The sequence below is a fragment of the Pseudactinotalea sp. HY160 genome, from assembly GCF_009372055.1.
Classification (GTDB): domain Bacteria; phylum Actinomycetota; class Actinomycetes; order Actinomycetales; family Beutenbergiaceae; genus HY158.
This window is the reverse complement of the sequence record NZ_WHMT01000024.1, coordinates 1-15,680: the sequence shown is the minus strand read 5'-3', so window position 1 is coordinate 15,680 and position 15,680 is coordinate 1. Positions and strand designations below refer to the sequence as shown.

Sequence of the window (15,680 nt, the reverse complement as noted above, 5' to 3'; positions counted from 1 at the left end):
CGGTACGCTACTACGATCGCAGTGGTGACCGGACGGGCCGCCACCGCGCCGGCCGAACGATGCCCTCACATGCCCGCGAGCGCATCGTTGCGGTGCTGGGTCACCTGGGTGGCGAGCTGGGCCCGCGAGCTGATGCCGAGCTTGGTGAAGACGTGCGAGACGTGGGTCTGCACGGTCCGCCGCGAGACGTAGAGCCGCCCCGCGATCTGCGGGTTCGTCAGCCCCTCGGCCACGAGGTCGGCGATCCGGGACTCGGTCTCGGTCAGGCTTGCCCAACCCCGGTCGGGCCGCCGGCGCGGACCGCGGCTCCCGCGCCGCACCCCGAGCCGCCGCAGCGCCGCATCGACCCGGACGACGCACCTCGTGGCCCCGAGCCCCTCGAAGACGGCGGCCGCCTCCCGGAGCAGGGCTCGGGCGTCGTCGCGCCTGCCCTGCGCGGCGGCCAGCCCGGCGGCCTCCTCGCGGGCGAGTGCGGCTTCGAGACGACGAGCCCCGCCGACGTAGGCATCGATCGCCCCGTTCGCGGCGTCGGCGTCGTCACGCAGCAGCGCGCGGCAGCGGAGCGCGGCGCCGCTGATCGAGGCGACGTCGTTCGCCGTGGCGACGGCGGTCACGACCCGCGTCACCTCCTCGGCCGACTCGAGGTCCCCGGCGGCGCGGGCGAGACGCACGAGATCGGGGCCGATGACGGCGTAGTCGACCGCCATTCCCGCCGCGCGGCACCCGCGCCACCCCTCGGCGAGCATCCGGTACGCGCCCGCGGGGTCGCCCTCCGCCTCCCGCAGGAGCGCGCGGGCCCACCTGACCCGGTGGTCGAACAGCCTCGACCCCCGGTCGCCGATCGTCTCGGCCGCGTCCACCGCGCTGCGAGCGCCGGCGAGATCACCACGGTGCAGCCGTATGAGGGCGAGTGCGCTGTAGCTGGGCTTGAGTGCATACGTCACTCCGGACTCCTCGGCCAGGCCGATCCCCGCCTCCAGCTCGGCCGCGGCGTCGTCCCACTCCCCCGCGGCGAACCGGACGACGGCCAGGTACGACTGGTAGGTGACCAGGGGCCAGCGAACGCCCAGCTCCTCGCTCAGGGAGCGGCCCTCATCGAGGACCCGGTGGGCGCGCTGGGGCTGATCCAGCTCGACGAGGATCCAGCCGCGGGTCGCGTAGACCGGATAGCCGTGGCCGTCGCGGCGGTAGCTGCGCTCGGCCAGATCGAGCGCCTGGTCGTTCAGCTCCATCGCGCCGGCCATGTGGCCGCGCATGCACGCGACCACCGACCTGGTCGCCTGCGCCGCAGCCGCGAATCGGCGACTCCCGGCCGCCTCGGCCAGCTCGTACGCGCGCCGGGCGGCGTCGTCCGCACCATCGAAGTCCGCCAGCCACATGCGCGCCGTCGCCGACTCGCTCAACGCACTCGCTCGCTGGGCGGCGCTCGCGTCCGCGGATCCGACCACGACGTCCAGCTCCCGCAGGGCCTCGCCCGGGCGGCCGTTGACGAGCAGTGCGGCACCGAGCCGGAGCCGCACTGCGTCCTCGGCGCGCGCGTCATGGGGGCGTCGGAGCAGCGATCGGCAGGACGTGACGGCCTCGACGACGCTCCCCGCCAGCATGAGCGCATCGGCACGCTCGCTCAGGAGCAGATCGAGCCGGCCGTCGCCCGGCGTCATCAACTCGGCCGCGCGCGCGAGGTGGGCGGCGGCCGTCTCGGGCGCACTCGAGGCCGCACCTCGGGCCGCGCGGATCAGCCAGTCGATCGCCTCCGGATCACCCGGGAAGGCCCCCCGCGTGAACTGCTCGGCCACCCGGGCGGCCGGCGCTCCGGTCGCCGCCAGCCGGGTCGCCGCGTCGCGGTGCAGCCCGTGTCGCAGGCTCGCCGGGATGTCCGCGTAGACCGCCTCGCGGATCAGATCGTGGCGGAAGTGCAGGTGATCGCCGTCCTCTTCGAGTACCCCGGAGTCCAGTGCCGTCTCCAGGGCCGGGGCGAGGTCGGCGAGGCCGCCGCCGACGACGGCGGCGAGTTCGTCCGGGGAGAAGCTCGACCCGAGGAGGGAGCCGGCCCGTAGGGCCCGCAATGCCGCCTCCGGCAGCGCGCTCAGCCGGCGCAGGATCGTCAGCCGCAGCGACGCCGGAAGGGACCGGTCCCCGATGTCGGCACGTCCGTCGCTGCGGTGGAGACCACCCTCGCGCATGATCGAATCGAGCAGCTCGATGAGGAAGAGCGGGTTGCCCGCCGCCGCCGATGCCTGCGCCACGAGACCGCCGCCGGGATCGGCGCCGACGACCTCCGCGACGAGTCCCGCGACGTCCGATTCGTCGAGCGGGCCGGGGCGCAGGCGGACCGCGCCCGCGGCACCGAGGCGCGCGACCACCTCGGTGAGGGACCTCGACCGCGGGAACGGGCGATAGCAGGCGATGAGCAGGACGGGCAGCCCCTCGATGGCCCGCTCGATCGCGGCCAGTGTGAGCAGGCTCGAGGGATCCGCCCAGTGCAGGTCGTCCAGGCCGACCACGAGCGGCCCAGCCACGGCGAGGGCCTCGACCAGATCGCTCAACGCGTCGACGGCCCGGAACTGCAGGCCCGGATCGCTGCTCACCGTGATGGTGCCGCGTTCGGTGTGTTCGTGTGTCGTGAGCAGTTCGGCGATGTCGCGCCGACGGGTGTCCGTCGCGGTGCGAACGCAGCCGAGGGCGTCGGCGATCACGCCGAAGGGCCGGGTCTGCTGCACCTCGTCGCCCTTGGCGGTGACGACCTCGAAACCCTGGGCCCGAGCCAGCGTGAGCGTCTCGGCGAGTAGCCGGGACTTTCCGATGCCCCCCTCGCCCTCGATGAGCACGCGGACCGACTGCCCGGTGAGCACTCGTTCGAGCGCCCGGCCGAGGTGGTTCATCTCCGCCCCGCGGCCGCGCAGCGTGGGCGGCGGGCTCGACGCGGCCATGGTCACGAGGCTACGCCGGTGGTGATCGAGATCCACAGTGGGCCACCGCCGCGAATCCGGGGACACCTCAGCTCGCGCCACCCCGTCGCGCACCCGGGGGTGTCCCCGTCCGACCGAATCATCACTATGATCGTAGTGGACAGGTGCGGCGGGCGGGAAGCAGAGGAGTCGAGGCGAGTGAGCAGGCGAGAGGATATCGCGCAGGCGGCGATGGAGCTGGTCGCCGAGGGCGGCGGCCACGCGTTGACCCACCGGCGGATCGACCGGCGGCTCGGCCTGCCGATCGGCACGACGTCGAACTACGCCCGGACCCGCCGCGACCTCGTGCTCATGGTCGCCGGTCGCGTCGCCTCGATCGCCCATCTCGTGCCGCCCGGCGCCCCGACGCCGCGCACTGTGGGCGAGGCGACGGCGCAACTGGTGGCGGCCTTCGACGAGGTGGTCGCGCGCGGGGTCGACACCCGCGCGCGCATGGCGCTGTCGATCGACTGCCTCGACGATCCCGAACTGCATGCACTCCTGACCACGGACTCCCCGATCCGCCGCACCATCCTCGACCAGGCGGAGCGGCTGCTCGAGGGCCTCGGCGTGCCGGAGCCTCGGGAGCGGGCCATCGACCTCATCGCGATCATGAACGGCCTGTTCTTCGACCGCCTCATCGGCCACGGCGCACGCGGACGGCCCGCCGACGCCGGCGCGGTGCTCGGAGCGTGGCTGGCCGGAGTCGCGGCCGCGCGCGCCTGAAACCCGCCGCCGCCATCCGAGACGGCTCAGGTGAGTGCGTCGACCTTCCGAGGGCGGCCGCGCGGCCGCTTGCGCGCCACGATACGGCCGTCCTCGAAGAGCTGCCCACCCCAGACGCCCCACGGCTCGTGACGTTCCACCGCCCCGATCAGGCAGTACGCCCGCAACGGACACTCGAGGCAGAGCGCCTTGGCCCGCTCGATCACCTCGGGATCCTGCGAGAACCACAGGTCCTCGGCGTGGTCGCGGCACGGAAGCGCCGCCCAGGTCTCGGCGTTCATGCCGCCCTCGCCCGCCGATCCGCGCGCGAACCCCGCCGCGAGGGCGCGACGGCGCCGAGGTGTCTATCGACCCTCCCGGCGGGAGGCCGGTCCATGGACGCACGCGGCGCGCGCTCGTCGGCACGGACCCTGGTGATCATCATCCGAAGTTCTGGATGCACGACTCCTCCTCCCAGATGGCTCCAGCCTGCCCCCCGCCCGGCCGCGAGTCGTCGGCCAGATGGCTGATTCGTCGGGGACGGCTCCGGCCCGTGAGGCCTGGTCGTTCCGCCGGCCGCCGAGGCGGTCGCTCGCGCGGTCGAACCCGCCATGTGGCCGATGTTCGCCGGGCTGGCGGGCGGAAGGATGACGGTGAGGCCGGCGCGAGGCGTACGGTCCGATGAGGAGATGGAGCGGATCCGATGCGATCGAGTACGCACGACGAGGGCGCACCGGCAGCGCCGGCGTCGCGGACGGGACTGGCGGGGGCATGGGACTCCTTCGTGGGCCCGGGACAGACTCGCGTGGAGCGGTGGGGAACGGTAACGGCCGTCGCGGCGGCCGCCGTCGCCGGGGACCGCGCGCTCGGCGACGATGCCACGCCGCGTCACCGCGTGGCGCTCCGCCTCGCGGCCGTGGACCTGTGGGGCGGCGCGTGGGTCAACAACACCCGCGCGTGCGTTCGCTGGTATGAACGCCCCGGCCAGGGACCCGGTTCACATGCCGCATTCGCCGCCCTGCACATAGCCCACGCGGCGACCATCGCCGGCGTCGATACCGCCACCCGGAGCCGTTCGGCCGGCTCAGCGCTGACGTGGACGCTTGCTCACTTCACGTTCATGCTCGGCGCGAGCACCCTCGTTGCGTTCTCACCCCGACGGCGCCGCCTCCCGCTCGCGCTCGGCGCGAGCCTCGCGGGTCTCGCCCTCGATCGCAGCCTCGGTCCTTCCGCCAGTGCGCCCTGGTTCGCCCCGATCTACTACACGAAGCTTCTCGTCGGCCACGCGGCGGGCAGCATCTGGAACGCCGGGCCCGTTCGTCGCGGGAACGCGATAACTCCTTGACGTCGCGGTGACGACGAACCTACCGTCGCATACGACGATCGTAGTGGTCAAGGTTCCGCCGTGTGGCGGCGCGACCGGAGAGGAGAAGCATGGGCAGCGCGATCCAGACGTCACTCGTCCTGGCCCTGTTCACGGCCATGGCAATTCGCCCCCCGAGACCCCGGCACAGCTCGCCGTTCAACCTGCAGTTCGCGTTCGGGTACCTGATCAATGAGCAGCCGTTCCTCGGCGGGCTGTGGCTCGCGACCGGAACCTGGGAGCTGCTCACCGCCGCACCCTCCGGGCTGCTGTGGTGGCTGGTCGCCGCGCTCACGACCGCGGACGCCGCGGCACTCGCGTGGCTCGCCGTTCGCACCCGGTCAGCGCGGCCGGCGCTGACCGCGGCCCTCCTCGCCACCTACGGCGAGCCCGGGCGGCCGCGCGCCACCCGACCGGTGTGGTGGCGCGTGCTGCTCGTGCCGTTCATCTCCTGGCGCCCGGACGTGCGTCGCGTGCGCAATCGCCGCTACGGTCCGGCCCGTCGCGGGAACCGCCTGGACGTCTACCTCTCACGTCGCCGCCGGCCGAGCAGCGCTCCGGTGCTCGTCTACATCCACGGGGGCGGCTTCCGCATCGGCAACAAGATGATCGGGGCCCGGCCGCTCATCTACCGCCTCGCCGCCCGCGGATGGGTATGCGTGAGCCTCGACCATCGCCTCATCGGGGTGGACTATGCCGATCAGCTCGGCGACACCCGAGCCGCGCTCGCCTGGATCCGCGCCCATATCGGCGCCTACGGTGGCGACCCGAACGCGATCGTCCTGGCGGGGGGCTCCTCCGGCGCGCACCTGGCCTCGACGGCCGCACTGTCCGGGGAGGAGGTCCTCGGCGTGATCGGCATCTACGGCTACTACGGCGGCGTGGGCGGAGCCGGCACCGGACCCGCGTCCCCACACGAGGCCATCACGCCCGACGCCCCACCCTTCCTGATCATCCACGGCACGCTCGACACGCTCGTGCTGCGCGAGGACGCCCGCGCCTTCGCCCAGCGGCTCCGGGCGGTCTCCCGCCGGCCGGTCACCTACGCCGAGTTGCCGGGCGCCCAACACTCCTTCGACCTGTTCCACTCCCTACGATTCACCGCCGTGAGCGATACGATCGTCCGCTTCCTCGAGCTGACCCTCGCCACCGACACCACACTCGCCCGGACCCACCACCGCTCTCGTCCAGGCACCAGCGGGGGGCCGGCGGCTGTGGGGGCGACGGTGCGTGCACACGACAGGAGGCCGCGATGATCCGATTCCGCGCCGATCCCGGCGCTGATCAGTTCTACGCGCTCAAGACCTTCCGGGCCGACGGGTCCGCCGCCATCACGCCGATCTGGCTGGCGCCGGTGGGGTCCGGGTGGTTCGGCTACACCCCCGCCCGCTCGTGGAAGGTTCGCCGGATCGAGCACAATCCCCAGATCGAGCTGGCTCCCTGCCAGTTCGACGGCACCCCCCTGAGCGAGTGGCGCCGGGGCCGAGCGGGGATCCTTCCCGCCCAGCTGCGAGGGGAGGCTACGCGCGCCCTGCGCCGCAAGTACGGCCGCAAGTTCGACGTCTTCGCACTCACCCTCGCGCTCGGACGGCCTCGACGCCACGGGGGACCCGCCGTCGGCCTGGCGATCCGACTCGACGGTGAGACGCCCGAGCCGAACCCGGCCGGGCGTCGTCCCTCAGCGCCAGAGCCCGCTCCCGCCGACACTCCCCCGCGACCGGACGGTCCGTCGCAGGGCGGACCAGGACAGGGCGGGCCGTCACCGCTCGACGTCGCGGTCTTCCTGGACGAAGTGCTGCTCCTGGCCGCGTACGCGGTCGGCGGCGCACGCTCGGTCGACGGGCCGGTCGCCGGCGTGTTGCTCGCGTTCGCCCTGCCGATCGGGGCGGGACTCGTCTGGGGACGGTGGTTGCCGCCGCGGGCCCGACACCGGCTCGGCCGCACCGGTGCGTTGGCCGTGAAGCTCACACTGTTCACGGCCGCGGCCGGGCTCCTCGCCGCCACCGGCCTGTCACCCTGGGCGATCGCCTTCTGGGCGGGGTCACTCCCGCTCGTCATCGCCTCCGAACGCCGCCGCTGATCGGGCCGCTCGACCCTGATTTCGGTTCCGGCGCGACCTCCACGGTCACGACCCAGGACGCGAAGGGCCGACGCGCGGCTGGTGGCACTGCGGTCGCGCTGTTGCACGACTCCCGTGGACAGGGCTGAGAGAATAGAGATGAGCGAGGAGACGTAGTCATGGTGTTCCAAGGTGAAGTCCTGTCGGTTGGCAAGCTGCTGGATGCTGCCCGCACGACTCCCGAGCCGACCCCGACCCCGACCCCGAGCGTGGGCGTGCGTCACACGGCGGCACAGAACGCCGAGGCCTGCCGCAAGCTCCTCGTCGACGGCGAGACCCTCGATGCGTGCTGGCGGTTCGGCATCCTCCAGACTTTGGACGACTACACCTCCGTCCTGCGACGCGGTGGCCCCGACCTCGCTGCTGGAGTCTTTGACGACCAGCCTGTCCCTATCGGCTCTGCCGAGGTCGATGCCGCGTTCGCGGCGCTCGCCGAATACCTGGCCGAGCGTGATGGCTGGACGACACCACTGTGGGCGCTCGACGCTTCACGGCACACCAGTGCGTGGTACCCGGCGGTTCCGGCGATCTTCCGCGCCGAGGCCGATCAGGAGAGCCCCGCGGCATTTCGCCGACGTGGGATACTCATCACTTCCCGCTCGTTGTCACGGGCATGACCCAGGCCGTGCAGCTCGACGCGGAAGGGGTCCGCGCCCTGTTCCACGAGCTGTCCGACCGACTCGCCGCGGCCGGAGTGTTCGCGCAGTTGTTCGTAGTCGGGGGCGCGGCGATGGCCCTCGCCTACGACCGCGCCCGCCTCACTCGGGACGTGGATGCGCTGTTCGTGCGGTCGACTCCTGCCACGCCACCGCTTCATTGCAGAAGAGGTCGCCGCCCGCGCGCTCGTCATCGCCTCCGAACGCCGCCGCTGATCGGGCCGGCCCGAGCCGCGTCAACGCCGCGTCGATCGTGCGGTGTGCGTAGCTCGGCGGCGCCGACGGGTCGGGCCGCCAGGTGGGCACGACGTCGGGCGCCTCGCTCGGAGCCACGCTGGCTGGCCCATACTCGAAGAGCCACCACACGTTGTGCCAGGGATCGAGGAACCGGGCCAATCGCTGGCCGCCGTGGAAGTCGCTCACGTCGGTGATCACGCGGGCGCCGTGCTCCACGGCCCGATCGAGCAGCGCGCCCGCGTCGCGCACGTACACCTGCAGCAGCGCGGGAGTGAACCGCCACTGCGGCTTGGCGTCGCACAGCATGAGCGTCGAGGCCCCGAGGCGCACCTCCGCGTGGATGAGCAACTCATCGGCGTCGACGGCGCGGGCCGCGCGGGTCTCGCGCGCACCGAGGACATCGCAGGTGAAGCGGATGAATCCGGGCGCCCCGCCCGGGCCGCGGACCGCGACGAACGGGTTGAGGGTCCCGTATCCGGGCGGTAGTTCGTCGTGGGTCAGCAGGTCGTCGGCTGGGTTTCGCATCGTCCGACGATGCCACCGACCACGACCGGAGACATCCGCCACCTGGACGATGGCGTGTGTCCGCGTCACCGTCGCCGCCCGCGGGGACGGGGACCGGCCGCTAGAAGGCCTGTCCGTGCGTGACCGTGAGCATGCTGCCCGTCCAGTTGAAGCTCAACGGGCGGTCCGCCCGCGCCCAGCGCCGGAAGTCGCGGTTGGGGAAGTACAGGTCGAGAATCTCGCCGTAGCCGTAGTTGTACGACGGCGCCGCCCCGTTGAGTCGGGTGCACTCGTACTCCTCGGGCCAATAGCCCGTATCGCGCGAGAACTGCTCGGGATCGGCGGCCCAGCGCATGACGGTCTCGAAGCCCTCCCCCAGCCCCGCGCCGGCGGAGTTCTTCTCCGGGAAGAGGAAGACCCGGTTGTTCTGGGCGATCTGCGCGGCGAGGGTGAGCGGGTGCAGGTTGAAGTGGGAGTAGCAGATGCCGCGATTGCCGGTGTCGTTGTTGCGGCCGATCTCCGCCGGCTGCCAACCGCGGTGATCGAACTGGCTCTCGAGCAGCTCCCGCCAGCGGGTGATTCCGGAATCGAAGAGGGGGCGGTCGCCGAGGTAGGCCGCGCTGGTCAGCCGCAGCACGACTCCCCAGCTGCCCCAGTTGTTCGTGCGGTGCGACGGGTCGAGGGCGAGCCCTCGGGTGACGAGGTCACGGAAGAGCGTCTCGTCGGCGCTGTGCCACACGTCGCTGTGCCGGCGGAGGATGTCGGCCGCCCACACGAACTCCGGGAACTGGTTGGCCCACACGAGCGGGGTGTCGTCCTTCGGAGAGAGGGTCTCGATGGCGTACCAGCGCAGGATGAGGCTCCGGGCGGCGGCGGCGAGTTCGCGACCCCCGGTCACGTAGTAGCCGAGCGCCAGGCGGTATGCCGCATGGGCGTCGGCGCGGAACCGCAGCGAGAGTTCGCGCAGCTCCTCCGGGGTCTCGTAGAACGGGCCGACGTAGAACAGCGGCTCGACCGGCGTGGTGTCGGCGGCCCGGGCGATGTCGGCGGTCCGGCTGCCCACCACGAGGTCGTCGTAGGCCTGCGCCCGGGGAGCCATCCCCCACTCGACGAAATGCGCGATCGTCTCGAGTTCCAGGTCGGTGAGCCACACGGTCAGCTGCCGGCTCGCACCGGTGGTCGCGTTCGCGGCGCCGGCGGCCTCGATCGGGACGATCGTCGCGGCGGCTCCGGCGAGTCCGAGCCGTAGCACTGTACGTCGTTTCACGAATACTCCTCTGTATCGAATCGGGACGGAAAGCGCTTGCAGGGTAGCAGTTGCGCGCGGATCGGACGATGGCGCAAGATGGGTGGATGAGGCCGACCGCCGCGGTGGAGCGGGCCGGATGAGACATCGTCCGGTGCAGATGCGCGGTGCCACCGTCGTGGTCACCGGCGGCGGGCGCGGCCTAGGACGCCGGATGGCGTGGGAGGCCGCGCGCCGGGGCGCGGACGTCGTTCTCTGGGACGCCGACCTCGACGTCGCCGAGCGGGCTGCCGAGCGGATCGGCGAATTCGGGGGCCGGTGCCGGGCCGATCGGGTCGACGTCACCGACGAGGCCGCGGTCGTCGCGGCGACCGAACGCGCGGGCGAGGTGGACGTCGTCGTCAATAATGCGGGGATCGTCAGCGGCGGCGAGCTGCTCGCGAACTCGAGCGAGCAGATCAGGCGCACGTTCGCCGTCAACGTGCTCGGCGCGTACTGGACGACGCGCGCGCTGCTGCCGGGGATGCTCGAGCGCGATCGCGGCGCGGTCGTGAACATCGCGAGCGCGGCCGGGCTCACCGGCGTCGCCCGGCAGACCGACTATTCGGCGAGCAAGCATGCCGTGATCGGGTTCACCGAGTCGCTGCGGGCGGAGCTGCGGGGGCGGCCGCGCTGCTCGGTGCGCACGCTGCTGGTGTGCCCGTACTACATCGATACCGGGATGTTCGGTGGCGTGACCACGCGGTTCCCGCACCTGCTGCCGATCCTGCACGAACCCGACGTGGCCCGCTCCGTGATCGACTCGGTCGAGCACGGCCGGGAGGTGCTCATCCTGCCGCGGCTCGTGCGCTTCCTGCCGGCGCTGCGGCTGCTGCCGAGCCCCATGTTCGACCGGGCGATGGACTTCCTCGGGGTCAACCACACGATGGACCACTTCGTGGGGCATGGGGGCGGGCGCAGCGGGCCCTGAGGTCGGGCCGGCCTCCCGACCGGTCCGACGCCGGAGGTCGCCCGCCGCTCGAACGGTGCTCGGACGCGGCCGGTCAGGACGCCTTGCCGCGCAGCAGCGCCAGCAGTCGGCGGGCCTCGATCTCGAAGGTCTCGGCCTGTGCGCTGACCGCTCGCATGTCGAGGGGGCTCGCGACGCTCAGGGCCGCCTGCCGGATGAACGTACTCAGCGGAACACCCGCCGCGGCCGCCGCCCGTTCCAGCGCGTCGATCTCATCACCGCGTAGCCGCACCGAGATGACGGCCGAGACGTCGCCCACCTCGGGAGCCTCGAGAGGTTCGCCCGGCAGGCGGTCGAATTCACCTTCGGCCAGCGCTCGACCGGCCCGCTCGTCGTATCCGCTCACGTCCCGACCTCCCACGCGGCAATCGGCCGCACACGCCCTTCGAGGAGCGAATCACCCGGTGGCGCCGGGTGCGCTCATTCACGTCGTCGAGCCCGAGTCCGACAACCATCATGCTGCAGCCTGCCATGTATGACGATTCGGAGTCAACCGTAAGACACAAGACGATCGACGGCGTCTGCCGACCTTCAGGCCGTCACGCCAGGGCGCAGGTGGCGCGGGCCGCGTCGACGAGCAGGCGTCCGTATGCGGGCCCGTGGCCGACGGCGTGCACGGCGAGCGGGTGCAGTTGGTGCAGCGGGATGCGTTCTCGCCACCCGTCACGCAGCGGATGCACCGATTCGTATCCGCGCACGATCTCGTTCAGATGGGGCGCCCCGAACAGGTCGAGCATCGCGAGGTCGGTCTCGCGGTGCCCGCCGTGGGCGGCCGGGTCGATGAGCACGGCGCCCTCCGGGGAGAAGAGCAGGTTCCCATTCCACAGATCGCCGTGGATGCGGGCGGGCGGCTCGTCGTCGTCGAACGCGCCGGAGGCCACGAGCTCGCACGCCTCGCGCACCACCTCCGCCCCGGCGCGATCCAGGTTGCCGTTCGCGACCGCGCGCTCGAGGAAGCAGGCCACACGGTCGCGGGCGTAGAAGGCTCCCCAACTCGTCTCGGCGGCGGCCGGCTGCTCGAGGCGGCCGATGAACAGCGGCCCGTCCCAGCCGTCGGGCCTGGCGCCGAACGCCCGGGCGCCGGCGCCGTGGGTGGTCGCCAGCGACCGGCCGAAGTCGCGGGCGGCCCGGGCGGTCGGCGCGGCCGGCTCGATGCGCTCGAGCACGATCCGCCTCGCCGACACGTCGCGGACCTCGGCCACGCGCGCACCGGCTGCGGCGAGCCAGCGCAGGCCCGCCGCCTCCGCCTCGAACGCGCCCGCGGGCGCGTCGGGGTTCTCCTTGACGACGTCGCTCACCCGCCTACCGTACGCGCGAGCGCCCACGCGTTGTGCCAGTCCGGCCCTGGGCTGCGGGATCACACGTGAGTGAATGGCGCAGCCGGGCATACGCCACCCCACTAGGTTGACTCGCGACCTAGTGGATGTGAGCATCTAGATATGGATGAGGAGTGGCCGAGCGACTGGCTTCGCGGCGTGCTGGAGACGATGGCCCTGGCGGTGGTCTCCGAGGGCGAGACCTATGGGTACCTCATCGCTGCGCAGCTGGCCGATGCGGGGATGGGAACGATCAAGGGTGGAACGCTCTACCCGGTCTTGAACCGTCTCGAACGAGAGCGAGCCCTGAGTTCGCAGTGGCGTCAGGGTGATGGCGGCCCCGGCCGGAAGTACTACCGGATCACCGGGGCGGGGCGTGATCGACTCGAGGAGCAGCGCGCGCGGTGGCACACGTTCACGGAGCGAGCGTCGTCGATCATGCGGGTGCAAGGGAACGGAGCTGAACATGACCACGGTTGAGAAGTACACCCAGGAGTTGACCTTCGCGCTGCGGCTGCGCGATGTCCCCGGAGAGGTGATCGGGGATGCGATCGCGCAGGTCGAGAGCCACCTCGCCGAGAGCGGAGAGGACCCGGTGGCGGCCTTCGGCCCCGCGAGCGAGTATGCCGCCAGCTTCCGCGACGAGCAGCGGCCCGCTCGCCGATGGCCGTGGTACGTCGCGAGCTGGCTCCTCGGATTCCTGTTCGGGTCCATCCTGATTGACGGCATGTTCGGGCAGATCCGTCACGAGGAGATCCTCTTGGGGAGTCCACCCGGTTGCCGCGATCGTCGTCGGCGCATTGGGATTGGTCGGCTGCTTCGTGGCGATGCTCGTGATCGCGGCAGACAGGATCAAGGATCCCCGGTAGGCGACGCGGGAACGCAAGTCCACACCACCATGAGGGCGCGGCGCCCCGCACCAAGATGTCTGCCACGTCCGCACCTGCGATATCAGCGATCGCGGATGCGCCTCACGGCAGGAGCAGCGTCGCTTTGGGCATGGACCTCGCAAGCGCCTCGTCCATGGTGGCCAACAGTGCGTTCGGCCGGGACGCCGCCACCGAAGCCAGGTAGGCGTCGGTGACGTGGCGATGTCCGCGCACGCGGTCGAGCTGGACCCGGGAATAGGAGAGTGTGTCCGGCCAGAACTCGTAACCCGGCCGCTCTCGAATGAGGCGAAGGCTCTCGAGGGCCTCGGCCGCCGTGGCCCCGAGGCGTAGTGCGAACCGGATCAATGCACTCTCGACGATCGGGCACACCGCAAACGAGTCGACGCCCATGGCCCACCGCGTGGCCCGCTCATGGTGTACATGTTCACGCGCGGTGAGCGAGATCAGTACGTTCGCGTCCAGCAGGAACGTGGTCACTCGTCGTCCAGTGCCGCGGCCACATCCGCAGGCGTGATCGTTCGCCCGAACTCCATCACCGGGAATCCGGAGCGTTCATCGACCTCGATCGTGATGGGTTCGTCAAGTTGACCCAAGCCGCGAATGGTCAACTCGGCAACGGTGGCCGAGAGCGACTGCCCGCGTGCAGCCGCCAATTCCTCTGCCCGCCGACGAACGGCAGGAGGAAGATCAACGGTGGTTCGCATGCCTGCATCGTATCTGCATCAACCACGCCTCACGAAGGCTTCAGTCCATCTGGATGAATGTCCGGAGCCATCGCCCTGCCCGGCGTGGGACGCGCTCGGCTCGACGGGCTCGATGCGGCGGGAGGGGCTATTCCTCCTGGTCGAGTTCGGCCATGTCGCCGACCTCCGGGGTGCCCTCGCGGAGCGCGTAGCGCTGCATGATCGCGCCCTTCGGGGAGGCGACGACCGGCTCGAGGAGCTCGAGGCTCGTGGGCACGGCGCCGCCGGCGAAGACCTTCTTGCCGCCGCCGAGGAGGATCGGATACACCCACAGCGTGAGCCTGTCGAAGAACCGCTCCGCGAACAGCGTTTGAACGAGGTCGAGGCTGCCGATCACGTGGACGTGCTCATGCCGGATCCGCAGTTCCCGCACGGCGGCGGCGAGGTCCGGACCGAGCTGGGTGGAGTTGTTCCAGCGGAGGTCGCGGGTGCTGCGTGAGGCCACGTACTTGGGAAGACGGTTGAGCCGCTCGGCCATCGGGCCCCGCTCGCCCGGCCAATAGCCCGCGAAGATGTCGTAGGTGCGGCGTCCGAGCAGCAGTGCGTCCATGCCCTCCATGCCGGCGTCGATCTGCTCGCCGACGAGATCGTCGAACAGCGGCGCCTGCCAGCCCCCGAATGCGAACCCGCCCTCGGGGTCCTCCTCCGGGCCGCCGGGCGCCTGTGCGACGCCGTCGAGCGTGGTGAACAGGTCGATGTGGATGAGTCCCATGGCGTGCTCCAACCGTGCCTCCCGCCGTCACGGCGGCGACGGGAGGAGGTCGAGACTGCCACGTGCGGCGCCCGGACGGAAGAGGCGTAGCGCCCCAGGTCACCCCGGAGAAGCTTCATTCGACCGGGTCGTGCTCGGTGCCGCGCCCCTTCTCCAACCCGTCGATCGACTCGAGCAGCCGACGAGCATTGGCGGGGCTACGAAGCAGGTAGACGGTCTCCTTGAGGGACTTGTATTCGTCGAGCGCCACCATGACGACCGGTTCACGACCCGCTCGGGTGATGACGACCTCCACGCGGTCGTCGATCACAGCGTCGAGAGTCTCCGCGTACCTGGCCCAGGACTCCGAGTACGACATCGTGCGCACCCTGCACCTCCTCTACGTACCCAGGAGCGTATGTAAGAGCCGTTCGCTCCACCACCCCGAGGAGCGACCTCAGGCCCACCCACCCAGGCAACGCCCCAGCATCAGTCCTCGTCTTCGTCGAGCGCCGCAGCGACCAGCTCGTGCGGCTCGCCGAACCAGGTGATCACGAACTCGTCGCGATCCCGAGTCCGGAAGTTGTCAAGGTGTACGAGGCCAGTGCCCTGTTATGCGGCCTGTTCGTAGGCCGGGTTCGAGTCCTCCTTGGTCGATTGGTCGTGTTCATCGTCGGGCTGGTTGATCCAGGCCGCTGTGGGTAGGTCGAGGATCTTCGGGGCGTGGTTGGTCGAGAAGCGTTGGGGGTGGGCAGCGCGCGCGGCGGCGAGGGTGGCCTGACGGTCGGTCGCGATCTGATCGCCGTGGCCGTAGTGGACGTCTGCGGGGGTGTGGAGCCCGATCCCGGAATGGTGGTGTTCGTGGTTGTACCACTCGGTGAACTCGGCCATCCAGGCTCGGCCATCGTCCAGGGATCCGAACCGTTCGGGGAACGTGGGGCTGTACTTGGCGGTCTTGAACAGTGATTCCGAGTACGGGTTGTCGTTGGAGACCCGCGGGCGTGAGTGTGAACGGGTGACTTGCAGGTCTTCCAGCAGTACAGCGACCGATTTCGAGGTCATCGAGGTGCCGCGGTCGGCGTGGACGACGTGGGGGATGCCGTGGATGCCGAAGACCTCGCGCATCTGAGTGTGTCAACCTCATTTGGCCCCACTGTGATGTTCTGATTTGGCCCCACCCTCGGGTGTTGGTTGTTGCTCGCCGGCGTCGGTGACGGTCGGCGTTGCTCGGGCCTGGGCCCGGGGTCAGGGGC

Annotated in this window: 18 protein-coding genes and 1 pseudogene; 7 read left to right on the top strand and 12 right to left on the bottom strand. The window is 71.1% G+C overall.

What is annotated here, in order from left to right:
- Positions 1-65 precede the first annotated feature (65 nt).
- Positions 66-2,930 carry an AAA family ATPase gene (locus GCG21_RS14730; RefSeq protein ID WP_194165120.1) on the bottom strand — a complete coding sequence of 955 codons (2,865 nt, stop codon included), beginning with the start codon at positions 2,928-2,930 and terminating at the stop codon, positions 66-68.
- Positions 2,931-3,107: 177 nt separating this feature from the next.
- On the opposite strand from GCG21_RS14730, the gene GCG21_RS14725 reads away from it, so the two are divergent.
- The gene (locus GCG21_RS14725) at positions 3,108-3,674 is read left to right on the top strand and encodes a TetR/AcrR family transcriptional regulator (protein ID WP_194165119.1); all 567 of its coding nucleotides are present in this window, start codon (positions 3,108-3,110) and stop codon (positions 3,672-3,674) included.
- A gap of 26 nt (positions 3,675-3,700) precedes the next feature.
- Here the strand turns inward: GCG21_RS14725 and GCG21_RS14720 are convergent, their stop codons facing one another.
- Complete coding sequence (locus tag GCG21_RS14720; RefSeq protein WP_152910432.1) at positions 3,701-3,955, bottom strand: WhiB family transcriptional regulator; 255 nt, start codon at positions 3,953-3,955, stop codon at positions 3,701-3,703.
- A gap of 401 nt (positions 3,956-4,356) precedes the next feature.
- Between GCG21_RS14720 and GCG21_RS14715 the strand changes: the two genes are divergently transcribed.
- The 4 genes from GCG21_RS14715 to GCG21_RS14700 all read left to right on the top strand — a co-directional run bounded on the left by GCG21_RS14715 (position 4,357) and on the right by GCG21_RS14700 (position 7,752).
- A complete protein-coding gene (locus GCG21_RS14715) occupies positions 4,357-4,998 on the top strand; it encodes a hypothetical protein (RefSeq protein WP_152910431.1) in 642 nt (213 codons plus the stop codon).
- A gap of 89 nt (positions 4,999-5,087) precedes the next feature.
- Positions 5,088-6,272, top strand: a complete 1,185-nt coding sequence (locus tag GCG21_RS14710; protein ID WP_152910430.1) for an alpha/beta hydrolase — start codon at positions 5,088-5,090, stop codon at positions 6,270-6,272.
- The gene (locus GCG21_RS14705) at positions 6,269-7,096 is read left to right on the top strand and encodes a DUF2568 domain-containing protein (RefSeq protein ID WP_152910429.1); all 828 of its coding nucleotides are present in this window, start codon (positions 6,269-6,271) and stop codon (positions 7,094-7,096) included. Before GCG21_RS14710 ends, GCG21_RS14705 begins: the two co-directional genes overlap by 4 nt.
- A gap of 158 nt (positions 7,097-7,254) precedes the next feature.
- Positions 7,255-7,752 (top strand): hypothetical protein, encoded by a 498-nt coding sequence (locus GCG21_RS14700; protein WP_152910428.1) that lies wholly within the window; start codon positions 7,255-7,257, stop codon positions 7,750-7,752.
- A 141-nt stretch (positions 7,753-7,893) separates the two neighbouring features.
- On the opposite strand, the gene GCG21_RS14695 is transcribed toward GCG21_RS14700, so the two are convergent.
- Positions 7,894-8,553: a VOC family protein gene (locus GCG21_RS14695; protein WP_152910427.1), complete on the bottom strand. Its 660-nt coding sequence runs from the start codon at positions 8,551-8,553 to the stop codon at positions 7,894-7,896.
- 100 nt (positions 8,554-8,653) lie between these two features.
- On the bottom strand, positions 8,654-9,799 hold the full coding sequence (locus tag GCG21_RS14690; RefSeq protein WP_152910426.1) for an alginate lyase family protein: 1,146 nt from the start codon (positions 9,797-9,799) through the stop codon (positions 8,654-8,656).
- A 118-nt stretch (positions 9,800-9,917) separates the two neighbouring features.
- Between GCG21_RS14690 and GCG21_RS14685 the strand changes: the two genes are divergently transcribed.
- The gene (locus tag GCG21_RS14685) at positions 9,918-10,748 is read left to right on the top strand and encodes an SDR family oxidoreductase (RefSeq protein ID WP_152910425.1); all 831 of its coding nucleotides are present in this window, start codon (positions 9,918-9,920) and stop codon (positions 10,746-10,748) included.
- Between the two features lie 73 nt (positions 10,749-10,821).
- Here the strand turns inward: GCG21_RS14685 and GCG21_RS14680 are convergent, their stop codons facing one another.
- Together GCG21_RS14680 and GCG21_RS14675 are read right to left on the bottom strand one after the other, a co-directional pair.
- Positions 10,822-11,133, bottom strand: a complete 312-nt coding sequence (locus tag GCG21_RS14680; protein WP_152910424.1) for a hypothetical protein — start codon at positions 11,131-11,133, stop codon at positions 10,822-10,824.
- Positions 11,134-11,326: 193 nt separating this feature from the next.
- On the bottom strand, positions 11,327-12,085 hold the full coding sequence (locus GCG21_RS14675) for a fructosamine kinase family protein (RefSeq protein WP_370517543.1): 759 nt from the start codon (positions 12,083-12,085) through the stop codon (positions 11,327-11,329).
- 141 nt (positions 12,086-12,226) lie between these two features.
- Here GCG21_RS14675 and GCG21_RS14670 point away from each other — a divergent pair, with 141 nt between their 5' ends.
- The gene (locus GCG21_RS14670) at positions 12,227-12,583 is read left to right on the top strand and encodes a PadR family transcriptional regulator (protein WP_152910422.1); all 357 of its coding nucleotides are present in this window, start codon (positions 12,227-12,229) and stop codon (positions 12,581-12,583) included.
- Here the strand turns inward: GCG21_RS14670 and GCG21_RS14665 are convergent.
- The 6 genes and pseudogenes from GCG21_RS14665 to GCG21_RS14640 all read right to left on the bottom strand — a co-directional run.
- The gene (locus tag GCG21_RS14665) at positions 12,540-12,959 is read right to left on the bottom strand and encodes a hypothetical protein (protein WP_152910421.1); all 420 of its coding nucleotides are present in this window, start codon (positions 12,957-12,959) and stop codon (positions 12,540-12,542) included. The genes GCG21_RS14670 and GCG21_RS14665 overlap by 44 nt on opposite strands.
- Positions 12,960-13,074: 115 nt before the next feature.
- The gene (locus tag GCG21_RS14660) at positions 13,075-13,470 is read right to left on the bottom strand and encodes a TA system VapC family ribonuclease toxin (RefSeq protein ID WP_370517542.1); all 396 of its coding nucleotides are present in this window, start codon (positions 13,468-13,470) and stop codon (positions 13,075-13,077) included.
- Complete coding sequence (locus tag GCG21_RS14655) at positions 13,467-13,697, bottom strand: hypothetical protein (protein WP_152910420.1); 231 nt, start codon at positions 13,695-13,697, stop codon at positions 13,467-13,469. The genes GCG21_RS14660 and GCG21_RS14655 overlap by 4 nt, the downstream gene beginning before the upstream one ends.
- Before the next feature lie 127 nt (positions 13,698-13,824).
- Entirely contained in the window at positions 13,825-14,448 is a 624-nt protein-coding gene (locus GCG21_RS14650) for a dihydrofolate reductase family protein (protein WP_152910419.1), read from the bottom strand.
- Positions 14,449-14,563: 115 nt separating this feature from the next.
- The gene (locus GCG21_RS14645; RefSeq protein ID WP_370517541.1) at positions 14,564-14,815 is read right to left on the bottom strand and encodes a type II toxin-antitoxin system Phd/YefM family antitoxin; all 252 of its coding nucleotides are present in this window, start codon (positions 14,813-14,815) and stop codon (positions 14,564-14,566) included.
- A 224-nt stretch (positions 14,816-15,039) separates the two neighbouring features.
- Positions 15,040-15,552 (bottom strand): annotated as a pseudogene (locus GCG21_RS14640) (transposase); the annotation flags it as partial.
- Positions 15,553-15,680 lie beyond the last annotated feature (128 nt).

Bases quoted from the DNA above. Each gene is read 5' to 3' on its own strand.
- GCG21_RS14700 (WP_152910428.1), top strand. From the start codon at position 7,255: ATGGTGTTCCAAGGTGAAGTCCTGTCGGTTGGCAAGCTGCTGGATGCT.
- GCG21_RS14715 (WP_152910431.1), top strand. From the start codon at position 4,357: ATGCGATCGAGTACGCACGACGAGGGCGCACCGGCAGCGCCGGCGTCG.
- GCG21_RS14685 (WP_152910425.1), top strand. From the start codon at position 9,918: ATGAGACATCGTCCGGTGCAGATGCGCGGTGCCACCGTCGTGGTCACC.
- GCG21_RS14695 (WP_152910427.1), bottom strand. From the start codon at position 8,553: ATGCGAAACCCAGCCGACGACCTGCTGACCCACGACGAACTACCGCCC.
- GCG21_RS14730 (WP_194165120.1), bottom strand. From the start codon at position 2,930: ATGGCCGCGTCGAGCCCGCCGCCCACGCTGCGCGGCCGCGGGGCGGAG.
- GCG21_RS14705 (WP_152910429.1), top strand. From the start codon at position 6,269: ATGATCCGATTCCGCGCCGATCCCGGCGCTGATCAGTTCTACGCGCTC.
- GCG21_RS14655 (WP_152910420.1), bottom strand. From the start codon at position 13,697: ATGCGAACCACCGTTGATCTTCCTCCTGCCGTTCGTCGGCGGGCAGAG.
- GCG21_RS14670 (WP_152910422.1), top strand. From the start codon at position 12,227: ATGGATGAGGAGTGGCCGAGCGACTGGCTTCGCGGCGTGCTGGAGACG.
- GCG21_RS14710 (WP_152910430.1), top strand. From the start codon at position 5,088: ATGGGCAGCGCGATCCAGACGTCACTCGTCCTGGCCCTGTTCACGGCC.
- GCG21_RS14650 (WP_152910419.1), bottom strand. From the start codon at position 14,448: ATGGGACTCATCCACATCGACCTGTTCACCACGCTCGACGGCGTCGCA.
- GCG21_RS14720 (WP_152910432.1), bottom strand. From the start codon at position 3,955: ATGAACGCCGAGACCTGGGCGGCGCTTCCGTGCCGCGACCACGCCGAG.